The following is a 23,309-nucleotide window of genomic DNA, read 5'->3' as shown; positions in this document are numbered from 1 at the left end:
TCGGCTCGCGATTTACGCTCCACGCTTCCTCCCCACACCCGGTCGCCCTCGTGCAGTTGCGCTTCACTTCATTCGCTATGACCAGCTTATGGCGGGACTTACACCCGCAGGAGTGCGCCCATGCTGGGCGCACCAAAAAAAGCGCCGCCCCTTTTCGGGAGCGGCGCTTGTCGACACGGATTAGACCAATTCGAGAATCATCTGGGCGAGGTCCGTGGATGGCGCCTCGTCGACCTGCTGCGTCGCAGCCAAGTCTTGCGGCAACGTCCACGTCACCTGCTGGCTACGCAGGTTGCAAAGCTTGTACATGGCAGAGCCACGCGGCTCTGCAGGCACATCGCGAAACCGGAAGCTGAACCGCTCAGGCGCACGTCCCTCGCCGTCAGCCAGGCCGAGATAGCCCGCCAGTTCGTCGGCAGCCCGCCCGCAATAGTCCTCAAGACCCTCGGGCATACGGGTGATCTCAATGATTGTCTCCGCTGGCAACTGGCCAGCGTTTCTCATCAGATCACGGTACACCGGAATCGCAGCCTTCGCGAAACCCGGCGCTTCCATCTCAACTGGATAGGCCACGTCCGTGATGAAGCTACCGATCGCTGAATACTGCCAGCCAGCGTTTTCCCACGGTTTCCCGTCAAACGAGACTAGCCGGTTTTCGTCGTCGATCCTGTAGCAACGCACCGCCGGCATCCGCTCGAGCGCCGAGGGATCGCGGGCCGGCAGCTTGAGGCCCGAGGCGATTGGCACATTCGAACAATCATGCTCCCGCAGCACTCGCCACACGCTTAGCGCGCCGCTCTCGCCGTATATGACTTCCAGCAACGCAGCTTCTTCATGCAGCGACACTTTCAGCCGCCCTCCCACGACTTCCTCCACACGCTCAGCGAGTCCCGCTGCGGTCAGGCTACTGCGGATGTCGTCAAGCGCAGCTTCGGGAATGGCGGCCTGAAAGGACTTTGAAACATCTAGCAGGATCGTCTGGTCAGGAAGCCGGAACGGCTTCGCCAGCAACGACCTCCAGGTGGCGATGTAGTTCTCCGGCCGGATATAGCCAGCGCGACTTTGCAGCATGCCACCTTCGCACGACGAAGCGTGCCTGAACACCCTTCGCATGACGTCGGCATATCGCCCGAAAGCAATGGCAGACCATCGATCGATGTGGGGATAGCAATTCTTCTCGTATGTCCGCTCGAACAACGCGAACATCCATTCGCCATCCGCCGCCTGAAACGCGCCGACCTTTTTGCCAGTCAAAACAGTTGCGCCCATCTGAAGCTCCGATATGTGGATGCGGAGCAGCCCCCAACGGGCTGCCCCCGCTGAGGGAAAGGAAATGAAGCCGCCGCGAGGGCGGTAGGAAAGTGGTCTGTTACGACCGGAAACAGCGAGGCATCTGCGCGGACATGACGAGATGCCTGACGCACAGGAGAACGACCGTGTACATCACCAGCGTCAGCAGTCCAGCAAGCCAGCCTCGACCGCCGAAACCTGCCAGCGCGCCGCAGAGGAAACAGACCTTCGCCGCAGCACCGGCCATCAGCCAGCCTGCGAGACGCCGGCCGCGCGAAGCGACGGCATCGAGAAATGCATCGCGACGACGCTCGGTCGCAATCGACGCCGCGAGCAGCAACGCAGCGACTACGAGCACCATGAGCAGCCGTCTCCCAACTCCACCGCCGACGAGCTCCTCGTGATGCAGGACGGCCTGCGCGAGGTACTGGAGCGCCGGGACTACCGCGTAGTGGTTGGCCGCATAAGAAACAGCGGCTCCGGCCGCCGCGGACTGGGCACAGCGAATGAACATCTTGCCGACCGAGGTCGACCGCTTTTGTGGGGTCATTGAGACTCCTCCAGTTTGAGATAGGGAATGTGATGCCCCGCCGAAGCGGGGACATCAGAGAGGTATAGCGCCGCGCCCTGAACGGGTGCGGCTCAGACGGAGACCGTGGCCTTTGGAGGCTTTCTGGCCTTTTTCACAGGCGGCTTTGGCGCGTCATAGCCAAAGCGCGCCCATGCCGCCGGATCGATGGCAATCGGATTCGTGCGCCCAGTTGCGAGGTTCACGAATACGCCCGAGAAGTTGAGGCCACCATTGCGAAACAGCGACCACAACAGATTGAACGCCTGCACCGAGATCGCCTGATTGATGACCAGCGACTGCTTGCGCAGTGCATCGGCCATCGAGCAGGACGGTGCATCGTCGCCCTTGTCATTCTTCGGATTCAGCAGGTCGGGGAACAGGTCACCCACATGGGGCAACCTGTCATGCCGCGCCTTGCCGAACTCGCCGAGAATCACCTGGCCACGATCCGTCTCGTTGCCGCAGTCGAGGTAATAGCGAATGTTGCCGCGCTTCGCTGCCTGCGCGATCGCGTGACGCGCACGCCGTGAATCGACGCAGCCGATCACCATATCCCCGTACAGATTCAGCTTCGAATCGACGCGTCGCGGCTCGGCCTTCCAGTTCGTGCCCATCAGCAGGTTCAGGCGATTCACCAGCAACGTCGCCTTGTACTGGCCGACGTCGTTGGGATAGAAGCCCTGCCTGCCAACGTTGAACTCGCTGACCGTGTCGTCGTCATAGACCACGCATTCGATTCCGCCCGGGTGCCCGAGCTCGATCATTGCGTGATGCAACCGCGCGAGTGAGGGAAGCAAGGCACTGCCGGTACCGCCAGCGCCCACAACCGCCAACTTCCACGGGCCGCTCAGCATGTGCGGCGGTGTCGTATGTAAAAGCGTCATACGACCTCCGCAGCCAACGTAGCCAATGCTGACTTCCAGCGCTCCGGTACAGCGCGCTGGACCTCGAAACGGCCCTTCGCGCACAACCGCAGCGCGACGGACGGCACCTGATGGCAGTGACCGAGCACCAGCGACAGCTTCACATCGTGCTGATCGTCGCGATCATCGGTCGATGAGAAGTACGCTCTGCCGCGACCATGCGAGTGACAGTCGACCACCAGCCATTCGTCATCGCCCAGTTGCGGACGCTCGTAATGAAGGTGCGCCGGACTGTGCGACAACGAAGGAAGCGGCACCAGCCGGAACGCGCCTGTCGATGCATTCCAGGTGATCCACGCACCAACCTCGTTGGGCAAGGCTGCGCGAGCCATACGCGCGAACCTAGCCACCAGATCTGCTGGCACTGCACCGCAGCGCACTTCCGTTGCGTCGGCCGCCTCGCCATACGGCACTGGCGTGCGCCAGCTGAACGAGCCTAGACGCCGCACCAGCCGTATCCACGGACGGTAGATTTCGAGAAACACGCCGTTGGACGCGATCAGCAGCCGCTCGCCCGGTGCGGACATCGGGACAACCGGCTCGCGCGTTGGCACCATCACGGACGGGAACGAGGCCTGTAACATCAGATCGACTGGATTCATTCCTGACCTCCAATCTCTCCGGCGACGACCCTGCCCGCCGTGGCGTCTTTCATCGGCATCAGCACATCGAGCGGGAAAGCCTCGAAGCTGCCGTCCAGCATGTCTTTCCAGAACGCGTAGAAGCCGTTCTTGTACTCGACACGCTTGCCGCCGTGATTCGGGTGCGTGAACGCGGACGCGAAGAAAGCTTCCTCCCATCCGGCGATCGCCGAAACCTCGATGCGCCGCGGGACATTGGCCGATCCAATGCAGATCTTGCCCCGGTCCCACGTGTTGAAGTACGGAGGCTCGAAAAGCGCCGTCGCTGGTTCGGGTCTGCTGTCGCCTTTCAGCGCGAAGACCCGAAAGCCGTTCGTGCTGGCCTGAAACACCAGCCCCGGATGCGGCACCACCGCACTGCGCTCGCCGAGCTCCTCGCACCTGAAAAACACGCGTCGCAACGCCGGCGCGCACCACCACGTCACCGCAGCCGACGTCACACCAAGCACTGTGGCCTGGAGGAAATCAGCTTTGGGTGCGGCATTGCGATCCAGCTGCACGAGCGCGTCGATGAGCGCCTTGCGATCCAGCGGCCGGCCTGCACCGATGATCGGACGTCCGGTCTTGCGCTCTGCAGTGACGGGATGCGCCGTTGCATAGTGCGAGCCGTTCGGACCTGTGTAGAGCAAAAGGGCCGATGACAACGTCACGTCGTGGCCCGTCTGACCAATCGAAACACCATTCATGGGAAAGCTCCTAGTTAGGGTCCACCACCAGCGCCATCAGGCGATCGAGGTGATGAAGCATGCGGAAGCCGAGGCTCCATTGCGCGTACTGCGCGCGGATGCCCCGTCGTGTGTCGGAAAAAGAAATGAAACGGCTGTACTCGGACGATTCGCCTGCCGAGAACGCGTTGTTCATGTGGTCGTCGAGCAGTTCGCCCATCCGCTCGTTTTGCGAGAGGACGAAAGTGCAACCCGAGTAAATGGGCTGTGCGTCATAGCCGTCAGCCAGGCAGTCGGACTTCCCAGCCTTGCCCAACAGCTGCTTCAGGACCAGCAGGTGATCACAAACCCTTGCAACCATGCCCGGTGAGTCCGCGCGCAACTGCCGCAACTCGTTGTCTGAAAGGACGGACGAGCGAACGCGGCGCCCCTCAACCTTGCCCGGCACACGGATCTCGTCGGGACAAAGCAGCGGCCGCAGTTCGGACGGGAGATAGCGATCAACCACCTCAGCGTCATCGCCGTACACGTCATTCAGCACCGCCCGCACGTCTTCGTCGGTCGCACTTTCGTTACCCTCCCAGTGCAGGCACGAGGCCTCGCAAAGGAACCAGCCGGGGGTACGAACGAGGACCGTTTTTCCGGAAATGCGATCGACGATATTGAAAATCGTGTGTAGCAAAAGCGGATGGGCACGGCGCAGCGGTTCTGCAAAGGCTCCCACCTCGTGCACCCACTCGTCGGTTGACTTCACGCCAAGATGCAACGACGTGCGAGGCTTGAAATCATCGTGCTCATACTGATGCTGGATGGCATCGCTGACGGCGTTGCTGTCACAAAGCTCCAGTCCGAAGGACAGGAAGCGAAGCGGCGCAGGCAACTGCCGGCGCACCCACGCAAAGAATGCCTGCCGGAAGGCGTCGACCGGGCTGACCGGCGCTTCCACGTCTTCCGCCCGAAGCGGACCGTGCCGGAACTGCTCGAGCACGATCGCATCAAGTGACGCATCGTTGCGCCATTTGACCGACGCACTCGCGGGCACTTCCTCAGACACATCCGGCAGCGTCAGAACACAATCGGCAGGTCGATACTGGGCAACGGCAGCGACTGGCGGTTGCCAGGACGCACCGACGCCCGCATCGACCGCTCTATCAGTGAATGAAGGATCGAACAGCATTGGCGAACCTCGTCGTCATATAAAAAAACCGCCCTCTCGGGCGGTTCCTGATTGAACCCGTTGGCCGGGTCGGCAAGAGCCTTGAGAAGCGTCTGCTTACGCATACGAACCCTTGGCGCCCGCCGCGCGGACAAACTTGTAGGTCGCGACATCTCCCGAGATCTCGGGACCATCGACGGACGCAGTCGTCAGCTCGGGATACTGCGCCGAGTAGAGATCGCGAACGTCTTCGGGCGAGAACGCCGGGCCGGGATCGGCAAATGCAACGCCGTTGTAAGAGAACTGGCGAACGAGCGCGGTGATCGAAATGGACATGACCGTCCCTCCTTAGAAGAGCGAAGCGAGGTCGGTGCCGCTCGAAACAGGCTCAGCAGCCGCCGGAGCGTCCGCTTTGCCTTCGTTCCCGGCGGCCGGCGCATCCGATTCCGACGATTCACTGTCGTCATCCTCTGCATCCTCGTCTGGTGACGTCCTGGCCGCGGCTGGCGTACTTCTGCCAGCCTTGCCCGAGAGAGCCTTGGTCGCTTTGGTGACCTGGGCTTTTTGCGCCTCACCGAGGATCGCCGTCGTCGCAGCCACCTGCTCAGCCAGCGACGCATGAGCGCCGGTGTACGTCGCCAGATGTTCGGCAAAGCCGGCATCCAGTTCCACCGCCGTCGCGGTCATGACGAGCGGTTGACGCAACGCCGTGTCTTTCGCCTCGCCTTCCGGCATGACGACCACAATCATCGCATCACCCTTCATCTTCAGAGCCAGCTTCAGCCCACCGCCCGACTTCAACAGCGCTTCAAGTTCAACAAACATAAAAATTCCACAAGTAAAAAAGGACCGCCCGAGGCAGTCCATGAAATGAATGAAGCGGGCAGGACCTGTCCGCTTCGATCGATGCGCGAGAGCGCGCGTTAATACTTCAGAACCTTCGGAACCTTGCCGGTGTAGTCGAAGCCCTTGACGTTGAGCAGCGCATCGATGACTTCCGCCTTCGATTTGCTGAACACCTTCTTGAACGCGTCGCCGAGCGCGGCACGAATGCCAAGCTCGTCGGCCACCACCATCATTTCCGACTTCGTGATCAGTTCCAGAAACTCCTTGCAGAGCTTCCAGTGCTGGTTGAGGTCGAGTCGATGATGACGGCACAGACTGGTCAGATGATGAACGTCCAGACCCTGGATCGCGGCGACCGTGACGCCGGTGACAGCAAGCGCGAGCTTGGCGTCATCCGCCGCGGCCACAGAGGTCGCAGCTTTGGCCACGTCCGATACCGCGATCTTTTCTTCGGTCAGCTTTTCCCAGATGCCCTTCAACGTCGAGTCATCGACGCAGCGGGCCTGTCCGGCGAGAGCGATCGAGACGAGGTATCGCTGGGCCAGCCCAGGATTCTGGCCCACCTCACGACGCAGGGCTTTACGCCACAGCGCCACGCGATACGTCTTGAGGCGATCGGATTCAGCGACTACCGTCGCCGGCGGATTGCTGGTCGTCGACGGAGCCGCAGCGGAGGCTTTGGTAGCAGCCTTAGCCGCGCCGGTACCGCCAGCTTTCGCTTCGGGTTTCGGCTCGGCTGCAGCTTTCTCAGCCTGCAGGCGCTTCGCGACCATCTTCATGTTGCAGACGGTGTCGAAGCACTGGCCCTTGTAGACCTTGCCGATCGAGTCAGGCAGACCGCTCACCGCCGCGCCGTAGTTCTGGCACGCGTGACAGGCTTTCGCCTGTTCTTCGCCGACTCCCTTTGCACCCTCCACAGCGAGCTGTATGCGGGTGTGGTTGTCGCCCGCGCGCACGATGCGCACGACGGGGAAATCGTCGCGAAGATTAGCGGCGACCGCCTCAAGCTGTTTCTCCGTTTTCTCGTTGAAACAGGTACGGTTCGTACAGTTGCCCGTGGCGATGGATTCGCCAAACATCTCGCCTTGCGTGGACGAGTTGTGAGCACAGTTCGCGCAGTCGGTCTTGTCGAAGATTGCGGCAGACAACGAACAGGCAACCTGTTCGATCGTCTTCTTCAATTCGGGGACTGGCTTGCCTTCCTTGATGATGACGGGCAGCAGCTTGTCCTGCGTCTCCTTCGGAAGCGCGGCCAGCAGCTCCGCGTGACCCAGAAGGATCTGGCGGGTGTTGAGCGCTTCCAGAACGGATGCACTGCAGTTCATCAGTGCGAGGCGTTTGTCGAGCGTGGCACGCGACCATCCGAAGATGCGCGCGACCTCGTCCCGATCGCCCTTGCACAGGCCAACCTGCTCGGCCGCCGCTATGGCTTCCTCGGCCGGCGACATATCCGCGCGCTGGATGTTTTCGATGATCGCAAGCTGTTTGGCTTCGACTTCATCGATCTCCTTGACGACGACGGGTATCTCATAATCTTCGCCATGTGCCGTCATGGCCGCTCTGTATCTGCGGCCACCTGCGACGAGCGCGAATCCGCCATTGGCGAGCGTGCGAACAATGACAGGCTGGATGACGCCCTTTTCGCGGACCGAAGCCGTCAGCTCTTCCATTTCCGCCGCGTCGAAATACGTGCGGGGATTGGCAGCGATGGTGATCTGCTTGAGGGCAAGAGTAGGTTGCTGTTGCATTGTGGGTCTCCGGGGAGGGAACCCAGCCCCGTCGGGAGTGAGTTCCCGAAGGGTTGAACAACAATAGACCGGCCTGAGCCGGCGAGTCGATGCGTCAGGGACGCGGGTGATAACGCAAAGATACCGCCGCGCACAGCGCTAACGGCGTGCAAGGCTCGCGCAAACGCCCTGCCTTTCGCGTAAACGAAAAAAACCCGGCACGAAGCCGGGTTTGGATAAAGAGAGGGCTCAGCGCCATGACGGCGCTGACCCCACCTATTGAGGCAAAACTGCCTCCGGAACAGCCAGTGGACGCGACAGTAGCGTCGTCACCGCGCCCGACGACGTCCACTCGCCGAACTGATGCTCGTGGCTCGCATGCACCAGCCGGTCAAGACATAGCACCTCGACACCGTCTGCTTCGACCGTGCCAAGGATGTTTGCCTGAAGCGCGCGGTTTGAACCCTCGCGCTTCACCGTAACGACACCTTCGCCCACCAGCACGGACACCTTTGCTTCTTTCATGCGGCCTCCTTCAACAGTTTGCGCATGTCGCCGCTCTTCTGATCGGCGATCAATGCAAGGTCATCGACAAAGCGATCCAGCAGAGAATCCATGTGCAGGAACGTTTCGTCTTCAAGTTCGGGCGTCGCCCAGTCCAGTCCAGCCTGTGTTGCATCGCGTTTGTGCGCGACCATCTGGTCCTGATACTCGTCGATGCTCCCCGGCAGGTGGAAGTACAACACCTTCAATGTCCCCTTGCGGTTCCAGCGCAGTGCGCGCCGCATCGCCTGATACTCGATGCGCCACGTCCACGACCGGTCATAGAAGAGGATGTAATCGGCGTTCGGCAGGTTGTAGCCCGCACGTCCCGAGGCCTTCGTTGCCAGAAGTCCGGTCGCCAACCCCGTCAGGAACCGCTTGTCCTTGTCGGACACGCGGCGCTTGATCGGTATCTCGCCATGGAACGGCACCGACTGCACACCGTGCGATTCGAGCTCCCGCGCAAGGAGATCGAGCACCCCGGGGTTCTCCGCAAACAGGATCGCCTGCTTTCCTTCAGCGGCAATCTCCCGCATGCGTGAGACCACCGCGCGCTGCTTGCTCGTCAGGCCACCAATCCGATCGACGCCATCCATCCCGTACTGCGGAAAGTTGGCGGCGAAATGCACTGCACGAATACGCGCGAGAATGGTGATGAGGTTGCATGCCTTACGATCATCGCGCGACGAGCGATACCAGTCGGCAAACTCGTCGGCCGCTCGAAGGTAAGTCGCCAGATGGCCACTGTCCCAGTCCACTGTCTCAACTTCGAACTCCGGCGGCTCGATCTGGATGTACTTCGCGACTTCCGGCTCTGCTACCAGCCGCCGCTTGATATGCGGCGCCAGCATCGCGCGATAGCCGTGCAGGTTTCCGATCTTCGGCACTTCGCGTTTTGCCCCTTCCTGCAGGCTTTCAGCGAACTGCCACGTGACCCATTCCAGCACCACAAAGTCATCCCGGAACCGGTCGACACCACCCATTGCATACTCGACGGTGTTGATCCAGTTTTCTTCCAGATAGCCGAGCCGGTAGCCGTAAGGCTGCGCCGAGGTTCCGTCTCCCCCCGAAAACGCGAGCAGCCCGAAGGCGTCACGCGGATAGTTGGGAATCGGAGAACCTGTCAGCACGTATCGACGTCGTGCCGAAAGCTGCCACAGCGCCCGGCTCTGGTCGCTCGTCGGATTGGCCAACCGCTCGCCTTCGTCCGCAACCAGCAGGCCAATGCGCCGTCTAAGTCGGTGGGCATACGTCACACGCTTTGACACCGCCTTGTCGACCGGCATGCGCAAGCGCTCGTACGAGATCAGGTTGATCCGTCGCAGATCATTGAGATCCGCTGCGCAACTGATGACCTTCACGTCGCCGGCGTCGACCGGCAATAGCGCAATCTCCTTCATCATTTCGTCGATAAGGCGGGACTCAACAACGATGAGACCGTGCCTGACGCCCGAGACGAGAATGAGCGCGAGCGCAAGACGGGACTTGCCGCAGCCCTGCTCCCACGCGATCACGCAACCCGATGGCTTCATGAGTGTCTCGACCAGATCCTCGGTCTGAAACTCCCACGTCAGCCATTGATCGACGCCTGAAGCGCTCACCCTTTCCTGGAGCGCCGCGGCCTGCTGCGGGTACTTCGCCGCAAGCCCCTCGTGCACCACCTCCCAGCCCTCAGCGACGTTATCGACCGCAAACCGCGCGTTCAGCTCGTCGACCGACAGATGATAGGTAGCGCCTTTGGCGGAGTAGCGGTATCGGCCATCGTCTTCGCGTGTGAAGCAGACGTCCTCGCCCGCCATGACAAGCGGACTGGCCCAGCGCGTCGCATCGACCTTGTGAGTCTCGCGACCCTTGCCGGTGACAACATCCGAAGATCCCGCGCCTGTGGTCCACGCAACATGCCTGAGCGGCGTCGCTTGGCGCTGACTCCGTCTCGCACGACGCTCGAGGTGTTCGAGGAACCCTGGCGCGAACCGCGGCTCACCACCAACGCTACGGATGCGATCGAGCAGCTTGTCCAGCGCCGCGCGCGGATCAGCCTGGATCAGGTACGTTTCCAGGTCGAGCATTCCCTGACCGGCATAGCGGAAGCCTCGCGGCAACCGATGGCCGTCGCGCGAATAGATGCGCTCAACGAAAACCCGGTTAAGCACCATTGCCTCGTTGAAACCACAGGCGAACCCGAGACGGATGCGTCGGCCGTCATGCGAAATGACGACAGACTTGTCGCCCGTCACAGGACGCGTGATGGCCGGCACGCTGTCATCAAGCTTCTGGAAGCGCAGACGCGGTTCGCCCAAGATCCGATCCTCGTAGTGCAAACCGAGGTCGGGCCCGGGCAGCGCGAGGTCTTCGACTTTCGCTCTGACGAAGTCAAAGGGCCTCGACCGGTAGCGGTCGAACACCACGACAGCCGTCCGTACGTTTGCTCCCTCCGACCTGAATGCGTCGGGTGGCAACTCGAACAGACCAGCAGCGCGGCGTCGCGCCGAGTCGCCAAGCTCCCCGGCCAATACCGCTTCCGCCGTAGTAATCGGGAGTAAGGCAACGACGACATTCGAGGCGTCCAACGCCTGATGGACCGCGTACTCGTGACTGAGCGCGCTGGTGTTTGCGCCGTATCTGCCCCATGTGGTACAGGGAAACGGCTTCAGGTGCGGCGACTCGAGATGCACCGAAAATGGCGGATTGATGATCGCGATGTCAAAGTTCGCCGGCTGGATGCCCTCCATGCCTGCGTGCCTGAACTCGCAATCGAAACCCGCTTCTTCGAACACCTTCTGGCATTGCGTGATGACGTCCGCGTGGACATCGACGCCATACACCGCGTAGCGCTCCGCGTCGGCGTACTGGAAGAGCCGGCCAGAGCCGACCGAGTTATCAAGTAGCCGGATGCGACGGTTGACGCGCCAACCACTGATGAAACTCCACATGAAGGCGGCGATCGCGTCCGGCGTGAAAAACTGCCCGAGGTGCTGCCGTCGCGCCTCGGCCAGTTCGCCCTGGTGAGCGACCGGTGCAGCCTGTGAGCCGAGACTGATGAGCGAGCGCAACGGCTCGTACCAGTCGGGCTCGAAAGAAAACAGATCTCTTTGCATGATTGCATCCATAAAAAGAAAAGGCCCGCGTCAAAGCGGGCCAAAGAAAGAACGCCGGAGTACTGTGCGGCGAGACGAGAACTACAGCTGATAGAACCTGCGCACAGCTCGCCGGCGTGCTGCGAACGGCTGTCCGCCCGTTACGTGCAGCGGAGCCCACAGGACAAGGTGCCGCAGAGCCGCGGCGCGAAACATCGGTGAATAGCAGGGCGGTTTCAAGGGTGAAGCGCAACAGAGGAATTAATGTTTAGAGCCTTGAGGTTGGCTAGCTGATGCGAGGGTGGCGGCGAAGACCTCGAATGGTGAATGGAAGTTGTGAGTGGCACGAAGTCGACTGTTCAGACTGTCGGCGATGGCGTCGAGTTCGTCCTGACTGTAGACCGAGAGGTCCGTGCCTTTGGGCAGATACTGTCGCAGCAGCCCGTTGGTGTTTTCGCAAGTGCCGCGTTGCCAGGGACTGTGTGGGTCGCAAAAGTATACGTTCACACCGGTTGCGGCGGCGAGCTCTTTGTGGCGCGACATTTCTTTGCCCTGGTCGTAGGTGAAGCTCTGGCGCAGCGGCGCGACAATCGAATTGAGTTTGGCGGAGAAGCCCGCCAGCGCTGAAGCTGCGGTAGCGTCTTCCATCTTTGCGAGCAGCACAAGGCGGCTGGTCCGTTCGACCAGCACGCCGACTGAGGACTGGTTGCCAGCGCCCTTGATGAAGTCGCCTTCCCAGTGTCCAGGCAGCAGCCGGTCTTCGATTTCGGGCGGCCGCACATGAATGCTGACCATGTCGGGAATCTGTCCACGCCGGTCTGTGCCCCGTGTACGCGGCATACGCGTGCTGTGGCCATGGCGCAGGCAGGCAATGAGCTGACGGCGCAGTTCGCCGCGCGGCTGGGCATAGATGGCCGTGTAGATGGTTTCGTGCGAAACCTGCTGGGTCGGGTCGGTCGGATACATGCGCTTCAGTGTGCCCGATATCTGCTGGGGTGACCATTTCCACTCGAGCAGAGTGAGAACGATACGCCAGCAGACGCTTTGCAGGCCAAGCTTTGTGGGGCGGCGGCCCGCGCTGCGGCGTGTGGCGCTGAGCGCTTCAGCCGGCACCGATGCGTAGCCTGCGGGAGAGCTGTTTCGCGTCAGTTCACGGCTAACGGTGGCTGGCGAGCGCCCGAGTATCCGGGCCATGGCCCGGATACTCGAACCCTGCAGATGCAGGCTTGCAATGATGAGACGCTCTTCAGGTTGAAGTTGCTGGTACTGAGTTCTTTCGTGCATCACAACACCTTATACGAAACGGTGTTGCACTTCAGATTTGATAGCGCCCAGTCACGCCCACGCACGACGGAGATGAGATCTTCCTGGGGCAAGGCGTAGGTCCGGGCGATATAGCGGGAGAACAGACAGATGCGTTGACGAGACATGTCGCCCCCGATCAGTAACGGTCACGGGAGGCGAGGTACTCAGCGCCAAATTCGCTGATGAACAGGGACAGCGCTTCGCCCACCTGATGCGAGAACTTGAACTGCCATTTCTCGTTGTACATCACAATGTCAAGGCCATTGAGACAGACCTTTTCGCGAGTCTCGAACTGGTAGTCCAGCAGTCGCCCGTGCTTTAGCTCGGACGCAAGTGCGTCAAAGCCGGCATGTGCCGCGAATGCACTGAGGCCACGCGACAGACTTGCGACCGTCTGCCCCGACTGATAGGTCGGCTTGCGGGCGCTGGACCGGTAACAGGTCTCGCTCCAAATGCGAGCTTCGAGCACGATGGCGCTGGACGTCCGCTTTATCTCGGAGTTCTGGCGAATGTAAAACCCGTCAATGATCAGCTTTGCGGCCTGAATCAGGCCGATCCGCTTGCCGGCATCACCACTGTAAGTGCGCTCCAGATGCGCCCAGAACGCGTCGAAGTCAGGGCACTTTCCCTCCCTGAGCGCGCCGTGAATATCGATCGACGCGTTCGCCAGTTCCTTGCTGTCTTCTATCTCCAGTCGTCCGCCTGGCGGCGAAAAGCGTCGCACTGCCTCGCAGACAAGTACGTGAGAGAGTCGATTGCAGAAGTCACTCAGTTCACGCTCCGTCTTGTATTCGGATCGGGACTCTGCAGCGCGGTAGCAATACTGACCGTCGCCCGGAAAAAGCGCGGTTTCTGCCGCCCTTACTTCCAGATAGGCAGCGGCCGCCTTCGTTTGTGCGTCCTTGAACTGCTGAACAAGTGCTGTGTACATGGTGTTTCCCTCGATGAAATTGACGGGACACACCACGCCAGAGCGGGATGGTTCCCGTCTGGGTTAAATGAGCGGCCTAAGAGCGGCCGTCAGGAGAATGTGCGCTGATGCGCAGTCAGTCGATGCGCGTATGCGCGGGTGATAGGTAAACAATACGACGCGCGGAGCCGGCGGCACGGTCGAATGACAGCGATTTCGCCTCGCCTCTTTCCGCGGCCCGCTCAGAGTTATCCCCACTTTCGGGGGCAAGCTTGTGGATAACTGCGACTCTGTCCTAGACCGCGGCCCCGTTCATCTGACGCTGCGGAGCGACCGCTATGAGGCGACAGGTCCACCGCCCATTAACGCGTTACGGACCAATCCCGAGAATGGTCGCGGTTTTGCTATCTCTTTCCGTCGACGCACTTACGTACCGCTTTCGAACTGTCGCCACTGTAAAGAGGAATGCTCCGGCTTTTCGCTCCCTTTGTGCGCCCATGAAAAAGGTGTTCACTTGAAAATAGGGAGCAGCGCTGCCCTTGCGGCACCAACAACACGGTCATCATGAAATTTAGTCAACGCGCCACGCTGTCCATCCTCGCCATCGCCGTGCTCACGTCGACGGTCACGATCGGACTTGCTGGAATCCAGTTGCAACCACAACGCGCAGCCGTCGGTGTCGTGATCGACACCGCAATCGTTTCGGAACTGACGGGCGTCTCGGATGCGATCAAAGATTTGCCGCCTGAACTTCGCACCGGCGTTCTGGCACGTCACGATGTACGCTCTGAAGAGGCGCTAAGCCAATCACTGACCGCGCAGCGCGCCTCTCTTGCGGTGGCCAAGCGGGAGCGGGCTCAAGAGATTGCGGCGCACGACCGGCGCGTAGCGTGGCTGATCGCCCTCGCCCTGTTTAATACATTCGCTACAGCGATCGGTGCTATTGCGCTCCTCGACGCGTATCGGGTAAAGCACAAGCCCGCGAGGCCCTGAGAGCAATGCAACAGACTACCGAACAACTATTGCCCGCTACGGGTTACTGCATTGAGACACGCGCGATCACGCTGTCTAACGGTTATTTCCCCGGTTTTTTGCTGGAACGCACTTTCGTCGGCAAGTTCGTCGTTGACGGCGTGACCTTCCTCGAGTTTCAGAATGCAACAGGCGCGCGCCATGTCATCGACGCCTCGACCATCGAGCGCATCATCCCGCTCGGGCGGATGGCCAGGCTCGGCGACGCTCTCCGTACAGCAAAGGTCCAACCTTGATCACGATCGTCTTTGAATTCCTCGATACAACGCGTGGGCAAGGCGCCAGCAGCGCCACCGCATTAGGACTTCCGGACTGCTGGATGGACGCCCGGATTGGCGACGGCTATATCGAACAGCGGGACTACATCGCACCCGGCATACTGCGACGCATCGTTGCACGCTTCCCAACACAACACCACCTCGAGCAGTTTGCCAGTAGCGTTCGCCAGGTGAGCAAGCTACTCGGGACGTATGCGTATCGCGCGAGCAACGGGATATCGATAGCAGATTTCCTACGGAACTGACCGATGACAAACGTCCGCTTCGATGGCATGGTGACGTCCCTCGAAGACGTGCAGGACAATCCCGCGCGTTTTGCGACACGGCTCGAACGGGCGAAGCGCTCGCCCGGTTATGCCGAGCGTCTCTGCCAGAGCGCCGGTGGCGGCAAGCCACTACGACTCGTCATTCGCCGCTATGGCGCACTCTTCCAGCTCGCGCGCTGGCCCGACGAAGGGATGCATCACAATCCGGACCTCTGCTCTTTCTTCGCCGATACCACCGACGCTGGCTCGTCTTCCATCACAGGGCAGGAAGCTATACGGAACACGGCAGCGGGCCTCGATGCACGGCTGGACGTCTCTCTGACTGTGCGCACCGTCGAGAAGGCACGCCGCGAAAACTCAGAGAACGCCACTCTGCACGCCGAGTCACGCCGGTCCGCCCCCCTTCTTGGATTTCTGCGACGCGTATGGCAGGACGCTCGCCTCAATCATTGGTCTGCAGAAGCGCAGCGCGACTGGGGCACGTGCAGCGCGCGGATCCTTGCCGCGCTCGGTGATGGAAAGATGAACGGGAAGCAGATTCAGGACGTCGTTCACGTCATGCGGCGTTACGAAGAGAGTGAGCTCCCGATCATCAAGGCCGAGTTCGACGCCTTCCTCGGCCGCATTCACGCGACGCCGACAACCTCGGATCGCTGCGTGATCATCGCGGAGATAAAGGCGATCGACCCATCGAAATACGGCTTCGTCATTCGTCTGCGCCAGACGTTTGAAACGTTCTACGTATCGAAGACGTTGATCGAGAACGCGGCCTAGGCGATCGATCTCGCGCTGCAGCTTTGCGGCCGTTCCTTCATCGCCTGCGACTCAAGCTACGAGGTCGAGATGGCAAATCGTCTCGTCGGAGAGCGCCGGCGGTTCGACAAGCCACAACGCCGCGACCAGTCGGACGACATGCTGCCCGACTTTCGCCTGACGGACACGGCGCGCCCAACCGCCATCGAGGTCTACGGCATGGAATCAAACGATGCCTACCGTGCGCGCAAGTTGCAGAAGCAGGCGCCGTACGCGTCACGCAATGAGCCATGCGTTGAATGGATACCGCCGTCGCCGCTCTCCTCGGTCGCGCTGCCGTCGCCGACTTGACTTGCTGGCGATGTCGATAGGGTGAGTAGACATAGCTCAAAAACAGGACCGCCACAGTGGAATCCAAGTCTTTCTTTCTTCAACGCGCAGTTGCGCGTGGTGCTGACTGGCACGTCAATTACCCGGCACTCTGCATGGCGAGCTCGACGGACTCCGTCGACGAACGGCGCAAACAGATCGTAGTCGCGGCCGCGGACGGCAATGGCGTGCGGATGGCCTTCTTCAGCTCACTCGGCGCCATTCTCGACTTTTAGGCCTCCTGGGTAGAAATGGATGCGGCCACGCGCGGCTGGTTGAACTTCACGACCCGCTGGAATCGCTGGTGGTTACCGGATGTGGCGGCACTTGGCAGCATCGAACGCCAAGCCAGCGCGCCAACCGACGTGCGGTTCGCTGCGAGCAACGGGCGCGTCGCTCCTCTGGACACGGACGGATTCCGTCGCTACCTCGACATCATCGAGCAGCATTACCGCCGCGACGAGACGATCTCCCGTGCCCTTTTCCCACCCGACGCCGCTTCCGCGGTACAGTCGCGGCCCACCGCCCCATAAACCACTACCTTTATCAACCGGACGTGCATGAGCAGTGTCGTCCCGTTCGCGCGCCTGCGCGTCACCACCGACGAACGCACCCACCGGCCCGGTGAGTGCGACCATCACAACATCCGCCTGGACCCGCGCGGCGGAATCGTTACCTGCCGGGATTGCTCGGCCGCGCTCACGCCGTTTTGGGCGCTCACTATGCTCGCCGACCAGTACGCCGTCGCTCTGGCCCACATAGAGCGGCTGGAGAGACGGCTCGCGGGTGCAGACGCGCGCATTCTCGACCTGTCGGCCGAGCTCGATGGCTATCAAGCGAAAGAGCCATAAAAGCCGCTCCAACCTTCCCTTGACTGCGAGAGCCTTCATGGTCGAATGGTGTATCAGCTATCCCAAGGACGACACCACCATGAAGCGCAACTTCCCCTGCGGCCACTCGGGCAAAGGCAAGTACTGCCATACCTGCGCCGCCATCACCGAAGCCAAAGAAGCCGAGATGCTCGCAAGGCAGCATAAGCGTCTCGTCAAGGCAGAACTAGCCGCGGCCGATCCGATCGACCTGTCGTGCGTTGCACATCTTCCATCGATTCAGAAAGAGGCTCGAATCGTCCTGGCGAAGGTGCGGGACGGCACCCACCCCTGTGCCCTGAAGGGGAAGCCGATTCGGTCCTCAAATGGCCGGGTCCTCTCTGTGCCCGTTGGATACGCCTACCGCCTGATGTTCGACTGCGAGTCGTTGCGCCCCATACGTCTGCTGTCTCACGAGGCCTACAACCGGGCCGCGGACGCCCTGCGCTCGTGACCTGCCCAATTTGGCGTTTTTTTTTCTGTCGTATTGTGCAGTGACGCGGGTCGGCGAACATTACAATCCAATATAAATACACACTGACCTGCGGAAGCGCCATGACTGATGAACTTTTCCCCTGCGCACACTGTGGCGGCAACTGGGCGTTCGGCTGGTCCCAACGAGTGATTGGGGGCCGCATCAGGCCTTCCACGGATTTTCTGCAAATCAACTCCACCACCGCCCCGGTGATGAACGATATGGAGGCGCGCTCGCTATCGGAGCCACCAACCGAGAAGCTCTGCTGCATTCTGTGCGACGACTGCGGGATGCAGACACCGTGGATCCCCTTCACCGACAACAAGCACGCCGCGCTCGATGAGGCTGGGAAAATCTGGAACAGGAGACTGAATCGACCGGCCGCTACCGAAGGCGATCTGCTTGATCTTGTCCGTAAGGAAATCTCGCCGATCGACGCGCCGTATGTACTTGACCTGCTCGCGCGGACAACGGAGGACTGGGCGAAGCGCGGCCCGATCCTGTCGATGCTCGCCCAGAAGATCGTCGACGGGCAAATCACAACGCGCGACTTCTGGCCGATAGACCCGGTGCTTGAAGATGCCGCGCGCTACCGCACGCTGCAGCAGATGGCGCGCTTCGTCTACATCGATGGTGTGGCATCCGTCCAGTTTCCGCGCATTCCGGCGACCGGCGGTGACGAGGAGTGCTCGTTCGAGACACGCGTCTCGGCAGCCGTCGACGATCTCCCGGATCGCAACCGCTGGTGACTTGACTTCATGAGAGCGGCGTCATACTGGAATCAACTCTCGCCGCACCGGTGAGCGAACAACCTTCCGGAAAGAATATGTCACCTGTCGATTACATCCGCGCCGCGTATCGCCACGGTGAGAAGTTGATGCCGCAACTGCTTACGCTTCTCGCGATCAGCGCAATCATTACCTACCATGCACTGACCAGCCCACTTCTGAAGTGGCTCTTCTAGCGGCAACTCTCATCCCAGAGGTTCACGTACACGTATAACGCGTTTTTCGGCGCGAACCTCCAACCCATTGTCTTTGAAGGATCTTGAAGTGTGACGTTTATAGACCACCCCCATAAACGTCACACTTACGTGTACGTCCTTCTACATCTGCGCGCATGTAGCCCACCGGAAGTACCGGCGGCGGGAGCACTTGCCGGCCCGCCAGTCGACTTGCCGCTCGCCCCTTCAACGCTCGAGGAGCCGGTAGAGCGCCTGTCGTGACACTCCTAATGCTGCGGCCGCCCGAGACTTTATACCGCCGGCCTGGGCGAGCGCTTCCAAAGCCATTTCCCGAGTAATCGAGCGCTTCCTGCGAGCATCCATCGCCGTATGCGTTGACAGATAAGCGTTCGCCTTCGTCGCGCGGCTGTGTCCGGCTGCCTCGACAACGCGCTGCATCGCAGCCTTGTGCGCCTCGCGGTCTACCCGTTCCGTGGGTTGCTTGATCGGCGCCTGAACGCCCGTGATCCGCTCGTACATTTGCTGTAGGTACTGATGGCGCAGACCGTGACTCGTTACGCCTATACCTGCCTGCGTGACGCCGTGCTTTCTGAGCACGTGGTAATAGTGCTCGCGCCACTGCTTCTTCGTGTACCCATGTGGAATTGTGGATCCGGTATAGGGATTTGAGAGCGTCGCAGCCTCTTCGAGCACGGCAACCTTTAACTCAATCGGCACGACGCGCTCACGGCCGCCCTTTGTGCCGCGGCTGACGTTAAGCAGATCGTCGTTACGCGCAGCCTCTAAGGGTCGAAGCAGGAAACTTTCCTCGACGCGCAGACCAAACGCCGCCTGAAGCTTTAATTGCACCGCGACGTTCGGATGACTGACAGCGATCTCGTTGATCTTGGCTTCCGCGTCGATCCCATTGCCTTCCCACGACTTGTCGCTCTGCGCGACGTATGAGCGCACGAGATCGTGCTTCTCGCGGTCAACATAATCGGCCAGCGTGCCGATAAGATTCGGCTTTTTCATCCACTCGCACAGCGCCCGCAGATACGTCAGCTTGTTCTCAATGGTGCCGCCCGTCAGCTTCGCATCTACCCAGAAATTGACCAAGAATTCCACATGCTTCCGCTTCAATGCGTGAGGAGACTGCAACGCAAAGCCGTTTTGACGCAACTCCTCGAACGACTTGCAGATCGCCATCGTCCGGTACTTCTGCGTTTTAATCGACAGCGGTTTCGCGCTAACTCTCGTACGGCTATGAACGCGCTTCACGTTATCCAAAAGCAGCTGTTCCAATGCAGCCTTGAAGTCGGCAGGCAACCAGTAGTCGCGCAGCACCGCGCGCACGTTCAATATCGCTGACATCCCGATGTCCCCATGCAAATAGCGCCGTGCAACTAGCTGCACGGCTACCTGTCCGCACGCCGCGGCGCCGGATACCGTTCTCACCGTGACCGCTTCTCGGGTCATCGTCGTTCGCGCTGCGGGCCGGAGGCCGGGAGCCTATCCCCTGCATCAACCTGACCGCGCTGCGCGTTGCGTGCCCCGCCGGGTACTGCCTTCCCGTCCTTTAGCGATTCCATTCGATCAGCCCAGCACGTGGAAGAGACGTGCATCGACTGTCCAGCTGCTGCCTGCTGCAAGACGCCGCGCTCACGCGCGATGCCTGCCTGCGATATTTGCTTTCCCTGCCCTCACCGCACCGGATCTGCCTTTGCAGAGTCCATCGTCGCTGAGCGGGTCCGCTGTCTCGCAGGTCGGGCCGCAGCGCTCTTTCGCTCCGCGATCCCGACTCCGCCGACTGCTCTGGCCACCGTGCCGGCCTATGACACGCTTCGCGTGCCCGTGTGCGTCTGTCTATCGACTCGCACGACTTTGGCCAAATGCCCGGCAATACTTTTTGCGCGCTTCTTTCTCCGGCCGCGCCCACCGTTCGTCTTCCGTACAGGGATGTATTCGCTTTGTTCGCGACTACATACCCCCACCCCCAAGTCCGTTCAATCTGCCGCTGCGTGTCGGGCTTCATGTAACGGTCCCAGCTTCGTGTGCTGCAAGGGTGTGTCCATGCGTGTCTGAGTCGTCGCGCGCAGTGTCGGAAGTGTCCGACCGTCCGCTTACACGCCGTCTCAATACGCAAATTCAGGCTAAACCGCCCGCTAACCCAATGGATATCGTGTGTCCGGGGTCCTCAAGATGGGCCACTGTGGACTTGATTTGATTCAGAAAAAGGCCGCATCAGTTTGCGGCCTGTGACAGGAAGGGTTTTCGCCAGGCAAAGCGATCCCTTCAATCGTGAAACTCGGAGGTCGATGCGCTGATGGCGCGGTGGGTAATGAAGAGAATAGCTGCGCCCGCCGCTCCCGAAATTCCTAAAGCTCCCAAAATGTTGCGAGCTTTAGCTTCCTTGACTTTGATCGTCAGCCGATAGAGTTGGAACGTCACTCGCGCTTTGGGGCCAACGTTGGCCCCAACTCGGCCCCCAGAGCAGAAGGCGTCATTGCGACAGCGCATCTTCGGCCCGTACTTGGCCCCAGCAGGGACCAAGAGCAAAAGCCGCCATTGCGACAGCGATCCTTGGCCCGTACTTGGCCCCTGCTGGGGCCGAGCGTGCAGTGAACATCGATAAACAACTCTGGAGAGAGCCCAATGAAGGTATCAGTATTTGCAGTCGACGTCGGATACGACAATACGAAAAGCGCATTCCGTATGGGGTCGGACATTGCGACCCAAATGTTTCCGTCGGTGACGCCCATCGCGGTGAGCGAGGCAGTTTCGAGCTATGGACAAGGCGTGCTGCACGCGCGCAAGGTATTGCCGATTGAAGTGGACGGCGCGACATACGAGATTGGCCCAGGCGTTGAATTGTCCTCCGCATACGGGAATGCAGGTCGAACGCTATCGGAAGACTTCTGCCTCACGTCGAACTATGCAGCGCTACTCGGGGGATCTCTCCAGTTTGCGGGCGTCACCGAGGTCGATCGGATGGTGCTGGGCCTCCCTGTTCACACCATCAACAAATATTCGGCGCATCTGCGCGATGCGTTCACCGGGACGCTCAACTTTGGCCATGGCGATATCTGTGTTCACTCCGTAAAGGTAGTTCCGCAACCCCTGGGATCGCTCGTATCGTTTTCCGAGTACGGCGGTAGCCGCTTCGATCGCGAGAACGCCCATCTGGTGATTGATGTGGGCTACTTCACGACCGACTGGGTGGTCGCTCACGGGTTCACGATGAATGACCGCCGTAGCGGCGGCGCTCCGGGAGGTGCGTCTCAGGTGTACAAGAGCATTGCGTCGTTGATCGCAAAGAGCGAGAAGGAACCGGTCGATGACATCGAACGTATCGACAAATGTCTGCGCGAGAAGAAGCCGCTCCTGTTCTACGGCAAGGATGTTGACCTGATCCCCTGTCTGGAACAGTCCCAGGCCATCATCAATGCAACGGTCAAGGAGATACAAAACCGTGTCGGCCGGACAGCGGATTTGCGCTCGATCGTCCTTACCGGTGGTGGCGCAGCTCTGTACGAAGCCTCGATACGGGCCGCGTTTCCGCGCGTCCAACTCGACGTGCTCGACGCTCCCTGCTATGCCAACGCAAAGGGCTTCCTGATCGTTGGTGAGGCAACGCTTGCCCGCGAACGCAAACCGGTGGGAGCCGCTGCATGATTGGAAAGGCCGTGGTCAAAGTCACGCTCAATGAAGCGACGGACCCTGATCTTTTCGCATTCGTCAAACAGTTCGACAACGAGCGCTTGCGCGCCGGCGCACTCAGGGCGCTCGCGCGAGCGGCGCTCAATGGGGGGGACGCGAAACGAGTCGCATCCGGCGTTCTGGTGGAGCCGGTCATGAGCATGACCGAACCGGCGACGCCCCAGCCGAAAACTGAAGTGGCGGGTGTGGTTGAGAGCCGTCCTACACCAATCTTCTCTGTCGATGCTGCCCCGGCCACGGCGTCACAACCGCCCGAGTCGCGCGCTGCCGAGCCGGCGATCACCGGCACACGGCGTTTTAACACGGACGCTATCGCCGACCAGTTCGCCGACTTCTAGTCGCGGCCGATGTCCTTGACTTCGCGCAGCATTTGCGAAGATAGGTCATCGGCCCGCAATAAAGGGCTTCACTAACGGAGTAGAAACGATGGATCTCCTGCACGTACTCACTAACGCGGACTGGACTCGGGCCGCGCGCTTTTGGCTCCTCGTCGCAGTCGGTGCTGCCCTGTGGGAATCGGCGTATCACCTTCGCAGCGCGGTGCTTTCGTGGCTTCGAAAGGATCGCGACCATGCTTGAGAGATTCTGGGCTCTCGATCCGCTCGCACGGCGCGCGGTTATCGCCGTCGTCCTTATGGGATTGATGTTTATCGACCTTCTGTTTCCGACCTGCGATGTCACGGTGTGGGCCTTTTTCATCTGCGGCACCGCGTTTCTTTGGGCGATCGGAATTCCTCGCCCATTCCTTATCATGATGTACTACCTTCTGCGGATGGTCATCCGAGTCAAGACGCGGCCGTGGTGGTGGCGATAGAAGGACGAGCGGTCCGTACAGGCGAAAAAAAACCGGCCATCGGCCTAATGCCGTTCAGTTACTAACCAGTGCATAAGTAAGCGAACATAAATCGACTCCATGGTCTAAGCTTAAAGGGGCTTGGGGAGGGGCATGA

At 60.6% G+C, this 23,309-nt stretch carries 29 protein-coding genes; 14 read left to right on the top strand and 15 right to left on the bottom strand.

Annotated features, from left to right (window positions below; translation table 11 throughout):
- Positions 1-180 precede the first annotated feature (180 nt).
- The 13 genes from EVC45_RS45915 to EVC45_RS39870 form a co-directional block, all read right to left on the bottom strand.
- A complete protein-coding gene (locus EVC45_RS45915; protein ID WP_168991633.1) occupies positions 181-1,269 on the bottom strand; it encodes a hypothetical protein in 1,089 nt (362 codons plus the stop codon).
- Positions 1,270-1,369: 100 nt separating this feature from the next.
- The gene (locus tag EVC45_RS39925) at positions 1,370-1,840 is read right to left on the bottom strand and encodes a hypothetical protein (RefSeq protein ID WP_129963617.1); all 471 of its coding nucleotides are present in this window, start codon (positions 1,838-1,840) and stop codon (positions 1,370-1,372) included.
- Between the two features lie 92 nt (positions 1,841-1,932).
- A complete protein-coding gene (locus EVC45_RS39920; protein ID WP_129963616.1) occupies positions 1,933-2,745 on the bottom strand; it encodes a PRTRC system ThiF family protein in 813 nt (270 codons plus the stop codon).
- Positions 2,742-3,386, bottom strand: a complete 645-nt coding sequence (locus EVC45_RS39915; protein ID WP_129963615.1) for a PRTRC system protein A — start codon at positions 3,384-3,386, stop codon at positions 2,742-2,744. The genes EVC45_RS39920 and EVC45_RS39915 overlap by 4 nt, the downstream gene beginning before the upstream one ends.
- A complete protein-coding gene (locus tag EVC45_RS39910) occupies positions 3,383-4,111 on the bottom strand; it encodes a PRTRC system protein B (protein ID WP_129963614.1) in 729 nt (242 codons plus the stop codon). The genes EVC45_RS39915 and EVC45_RS39910 overlap by 4 nt, the downstream gene beginning before the upstream one ends.
- A 10-nt stretch (positions 4,112-4,121) precedes the next feature.
- Positions 4,122-5,267 carry a PRTRC system protein F gene (locus tag EVC45_RS39905; RefSeq protein ID WP_129963613.1) on the bottom strand — a complete coding sequence of 382 codons (1,146 nt, stop codon included), beginning with the start codon at positions 5,265-5,267 and terminating at the stop codon, positions 4,122-4,124.
- 96 nt (positions 5,268-5,363) lie between these two features.
- Positions 5,364-5,582 (bottom strand): PRTRC system protein C, encoded by a 219-nt coding sequence (locus EVC45_RS39900; RefSeq protein WP_028366978.1) that lies wholly within the window; start codon positions 5,580-5,582, stop codon positions 5,364-5,366.
- 12 nt (positions 5,583-5,594) lie between these two features.
- Positions 5,595-6,071 carry a PRTRC system protein E gene (locus tag EVC45_RS39895; RefSeq protein WP_129963612.1) on the bottom strand — a complete coding sequence of 159 codons (477 nt, stop codon included), beginning with the start codon at positions 6,069-6,071 and terminating at the stop codon, positions 5,595-5,597.
- Between the two features lie 98 nt (positions 6,072-6,169).
- The gene (locus EVC45_RS39890) at positions 6,170-7,840 is read right to left on the bottom strand and encodes a PRTRC system ParB family protein (protein WP_129963611.1); all 1,671 of its coding nucleotides are present in this window, start codon (positions 7,838-7,840) and stop codon (positions 6,170-6,172) included.
- 255 nt (positions 7,841-8,095) lie between these two features.
- Complete coding sequence (locus EVC45_RS39885) at positions 8,096-8,344, bottom strand: hypothetical protein (RefSeq protein WP_129963610.1); 249 nt, start codon at positions 8,342-8,344, stop codon at positions 8,096-8,098.
- Positions 8,341-11,460 (bottom strand): SNF2-related protein, encoded by a 3,120-nt coding sequence (locus tag EVC45_RS39880; protein ID WP_129963609.1) that lies wholly within the window; start codon positions 11,458-11,460, stop codon positions 8,341-8,343. The genes EVC45_RS39885 and EVC45_RS39880 overlap by 4 nt, the downstream gene beginning before the upstream one ends.
- Before the next feature lie 240 nt (positions 11,461-11,700).
- Complete coding sequence (locus EVC45_RS39875; protein WP_129963608.1) at positions 11,701-12,723, bottom strand: IS30 family transposase; 1,023 nt, start codon at positions 12,721-12,723, stop codon at positions 11,701-11,703.
- A 157-nt stretch (positions 12,724-12,880) separates the two neighbouring features.
- A complete protein-coding gene (locus EVC45_RS39870) occupies positions 12,881-13,675 on the bottom strand; it encodes a hypothetical protein (protein WP_129963607.1) in 795 nt (264 codons plus the stop codon).
- Between the two features lie 543 nt (positions 13,676-14,218).
- Between EVC45_RS39870 and EVC45_RS39865 the strand changes: the two genes are divergently transcribed.
- From EVC45_RS39865 to EVC45_RS45910, 11 genes are all read left to right on the top strand, one after another.
- The gene (locus EVC45_RS39865; RefSeq protein WP_129963606.1) at positions 14,219-14,647 is read left to right on the top strand and encodes a hypothetical protein; all 429 of its coding nucleotides are present in this window, start codon (positions 14,219-14,221) and stop codon (positions 14,645-14,647) included.
- A gap of 5 nt (positions 14,648-14,652) precedes the next feature.
- Entirely contained in the window at positions 14,653-14,922 is a 270-nt protein-coding gene (locus tag EVC45_RS39860) for a hypothetical protein (protein WP_129963605.1), read from the top strand.
- Positions 14,919-15,209, top strand: coding sequence for a hypothetical protein (locus EVC45_RS39855; RefSeq protein ID WP_129963604.1), 291 nt, complete (start codon positions 14,919-14,921; stop codon positions 15,207-15,209). The genes EVC45_RS39860 and EVC45_RS39855 overlap by 4 nt, the downstream gene beginning before the upstream one ends.
- Before the next feature lie 3 nt (positions 15,210-15,212).
- Positions 15,213-16,004, top strand: coding sequence for a DUF1173 family protein (locus EVC45_RS39850; RefSeq protein ID WP_248295445.1), 792 nt, complete (start codon positions 15,213-15,215; stop codon positions 16,002-16,004).
- Between the two features lie 69 nt (positions 16,005-16,073).
- The gene (locus tag EVC45_RS47245) at positions 16,074-16,334 is read left to right on the top strand and encodes a hypothetical protein (RefSeq protein WP_373683117.1); all 261 of its coding nucleotides are present in this window, start codon (positions 16,074-16,076) and stop codon (positions 16,332-16,334) included.
- A gap of 56 nt (positions 16,335-16,390) precedes the next feature.
- Positions 16,391-16,588, top strand: coding sequence for a hypothetical protein (locus tag EVC45_RS47240; RefSeq protein WP_248295444.1), 198 nt, complete (start codon positions 16,391-16,393; stop codon positions 16,586-16,588).
- 39 nt (positions 16,589-16,627) lie between these two features.
- Positions 16,628-16,885, top strand: coding sequence for a hypothetical protein (locus tag EVC45_RS47235; protein ID WP_248295443.1), 258 nt, complete (start codon positions 16,628-16,630; stop codon positions 16,883-16,885).
- Positions 16,886-16,912: 27 nt separating this feature from the next.
- The gene (locus EVC45_RS39840) at positions 16,913-17,203 is read left to right on the top strand and encodes a hypothetical protein (protein ID WP_129963603.1); all 291 of its coding nucleotides are present in this window, start codon (positions 16,913-16,915) and stop codon (positions 17,201-17,203) included.
- A complete protein-coding gene (locus tag EVC45_RS39835; protein ID WP_248295442.1) occupies positions 17,178-17,675 on the top strand; it encodes a hypothetical protein in 498 nt (165 codons plus the stop codon). Before EVC45_RS39840 ends, EVC45_RS39835 begins: the two co-directional genes overlap by 26 nt.
- A gap of 101 nt (positions 17,676-17,776) precedes the next feature.
- Positions 17,777-18,445: a Lar family restriction alleviation protein gene (locus EVC45_RS39830; protein WP_129963602.1), complete on the top strand. Its 669-nt coding sequence runs from the start codon at positions 17,777-17,779 to the stop codon at positions 18,443-18,445.
- Positions 18,446-18,522: 77 nt separating this feature from the next.
- On the top strand, positions 18,523-18,660 hold the full coding sequence (locus EVC45_RS45910) for a hypothetical protein (RefSeq protein ID WP_168991632.1): 138 nt from the start codon (positions 18,523-18,525) through the stop codon (positions 18,658-18,660).
- Positions 18,661-18,885: 225 nt separating this feature from the next.
- On the opposite strand, the gene EVC45_RS39825 is transcribed toward EVC45_RS45910, so the two are convergent.
- Together EVC45_RS39825 and EVC45_RS45905 are read right to left on the bottom strand one after the other, a co-directional pair.
- Entirely contained in the window at positions 18,886-20,013 is a 1,128-nt protein-coding gene (locus tag EVC45_RS39825) for an integrase domain-containing protein (protein WP_129963618.1), read from the bottom strand.
- A 921-nt stretch (positions 20,014-20,934) separates the two neighbouring features.
- Positions 20,935-21,090 carry a hypothetical protein gene (locus tag EVC45_RS45905; RefSeq protein ID WP_168991631.1) on the bottom strand — a complete coding sequence of 52 codons (156 nt, stop codon included), beginning with the start codon at positions 21,088-21,090 and terminating at the stop codon, positions 20,935-20,937.
- Positions 21,091-21,294: 204 nt separating this feature from the next.
- On the opposite strand from EVC45_RS45905, the gene EVC45_RS39820 reads away from it, so the two are divergent.
- The 3 genes from EVC45_RS39820 to EVC45_RS39810 all read left to right on the top strand — a co-directional run bounded on the left by EVC45_RS39820 (position 21,295) and on the right by EVC45_RS39810 (position 23,173).
- Positions 21,295-22,314 (top strand): PRTRC system protein D, encoded by a 1,020-nt coding sequence (locus EVC45_RS39820; RefSeq protein WP_129963601.1) that lies wholly within the window; start codon positions 21,295-21,297, stop codon positions 22,312-22,314.
- Complete coding sequence (locus EVC45_RS39815) at positions 22,311-22,697, top strand: hypothetical protein (protein ID WP_129963600.1); 387 nt, start codon at positions 22,311-22,313, stop codon at positions 22,695-22,697. The genes EVC45_RS39820 and EVC45_RS39815 overlap by 4 nt, the downstream gene beginning before the upstream one ends.
- Before the next feature lie 233 nt (positions 22,698-22,930).
- Positions 22,931-23,173: a hypothetical protein gene (locus tag EVC45_RS39810; protein WP_129963599.1), complete on the top strand. Its 243-nt coding sequence runs from the start codon at positions 22,931-22,933 to the stop codon at positions 23,171-23,173.
- Positions 23,174-23,309 lie beyond the last annotated feature (136 nt).

This window comes from Paraburkholderia sp. UYCP14C (genome assembly GCF_004197395.1).
Lineage (GTDB): Bacteria > Pseudomonadota > Gammaproteobacteria > Burkholderiales > Burkholderiaceae > Paraburkholderia.
Note: the sequence above shows the minus strand (reverse complement) of the source record. Positions and strands in the feature narration are given on the sequence as shown.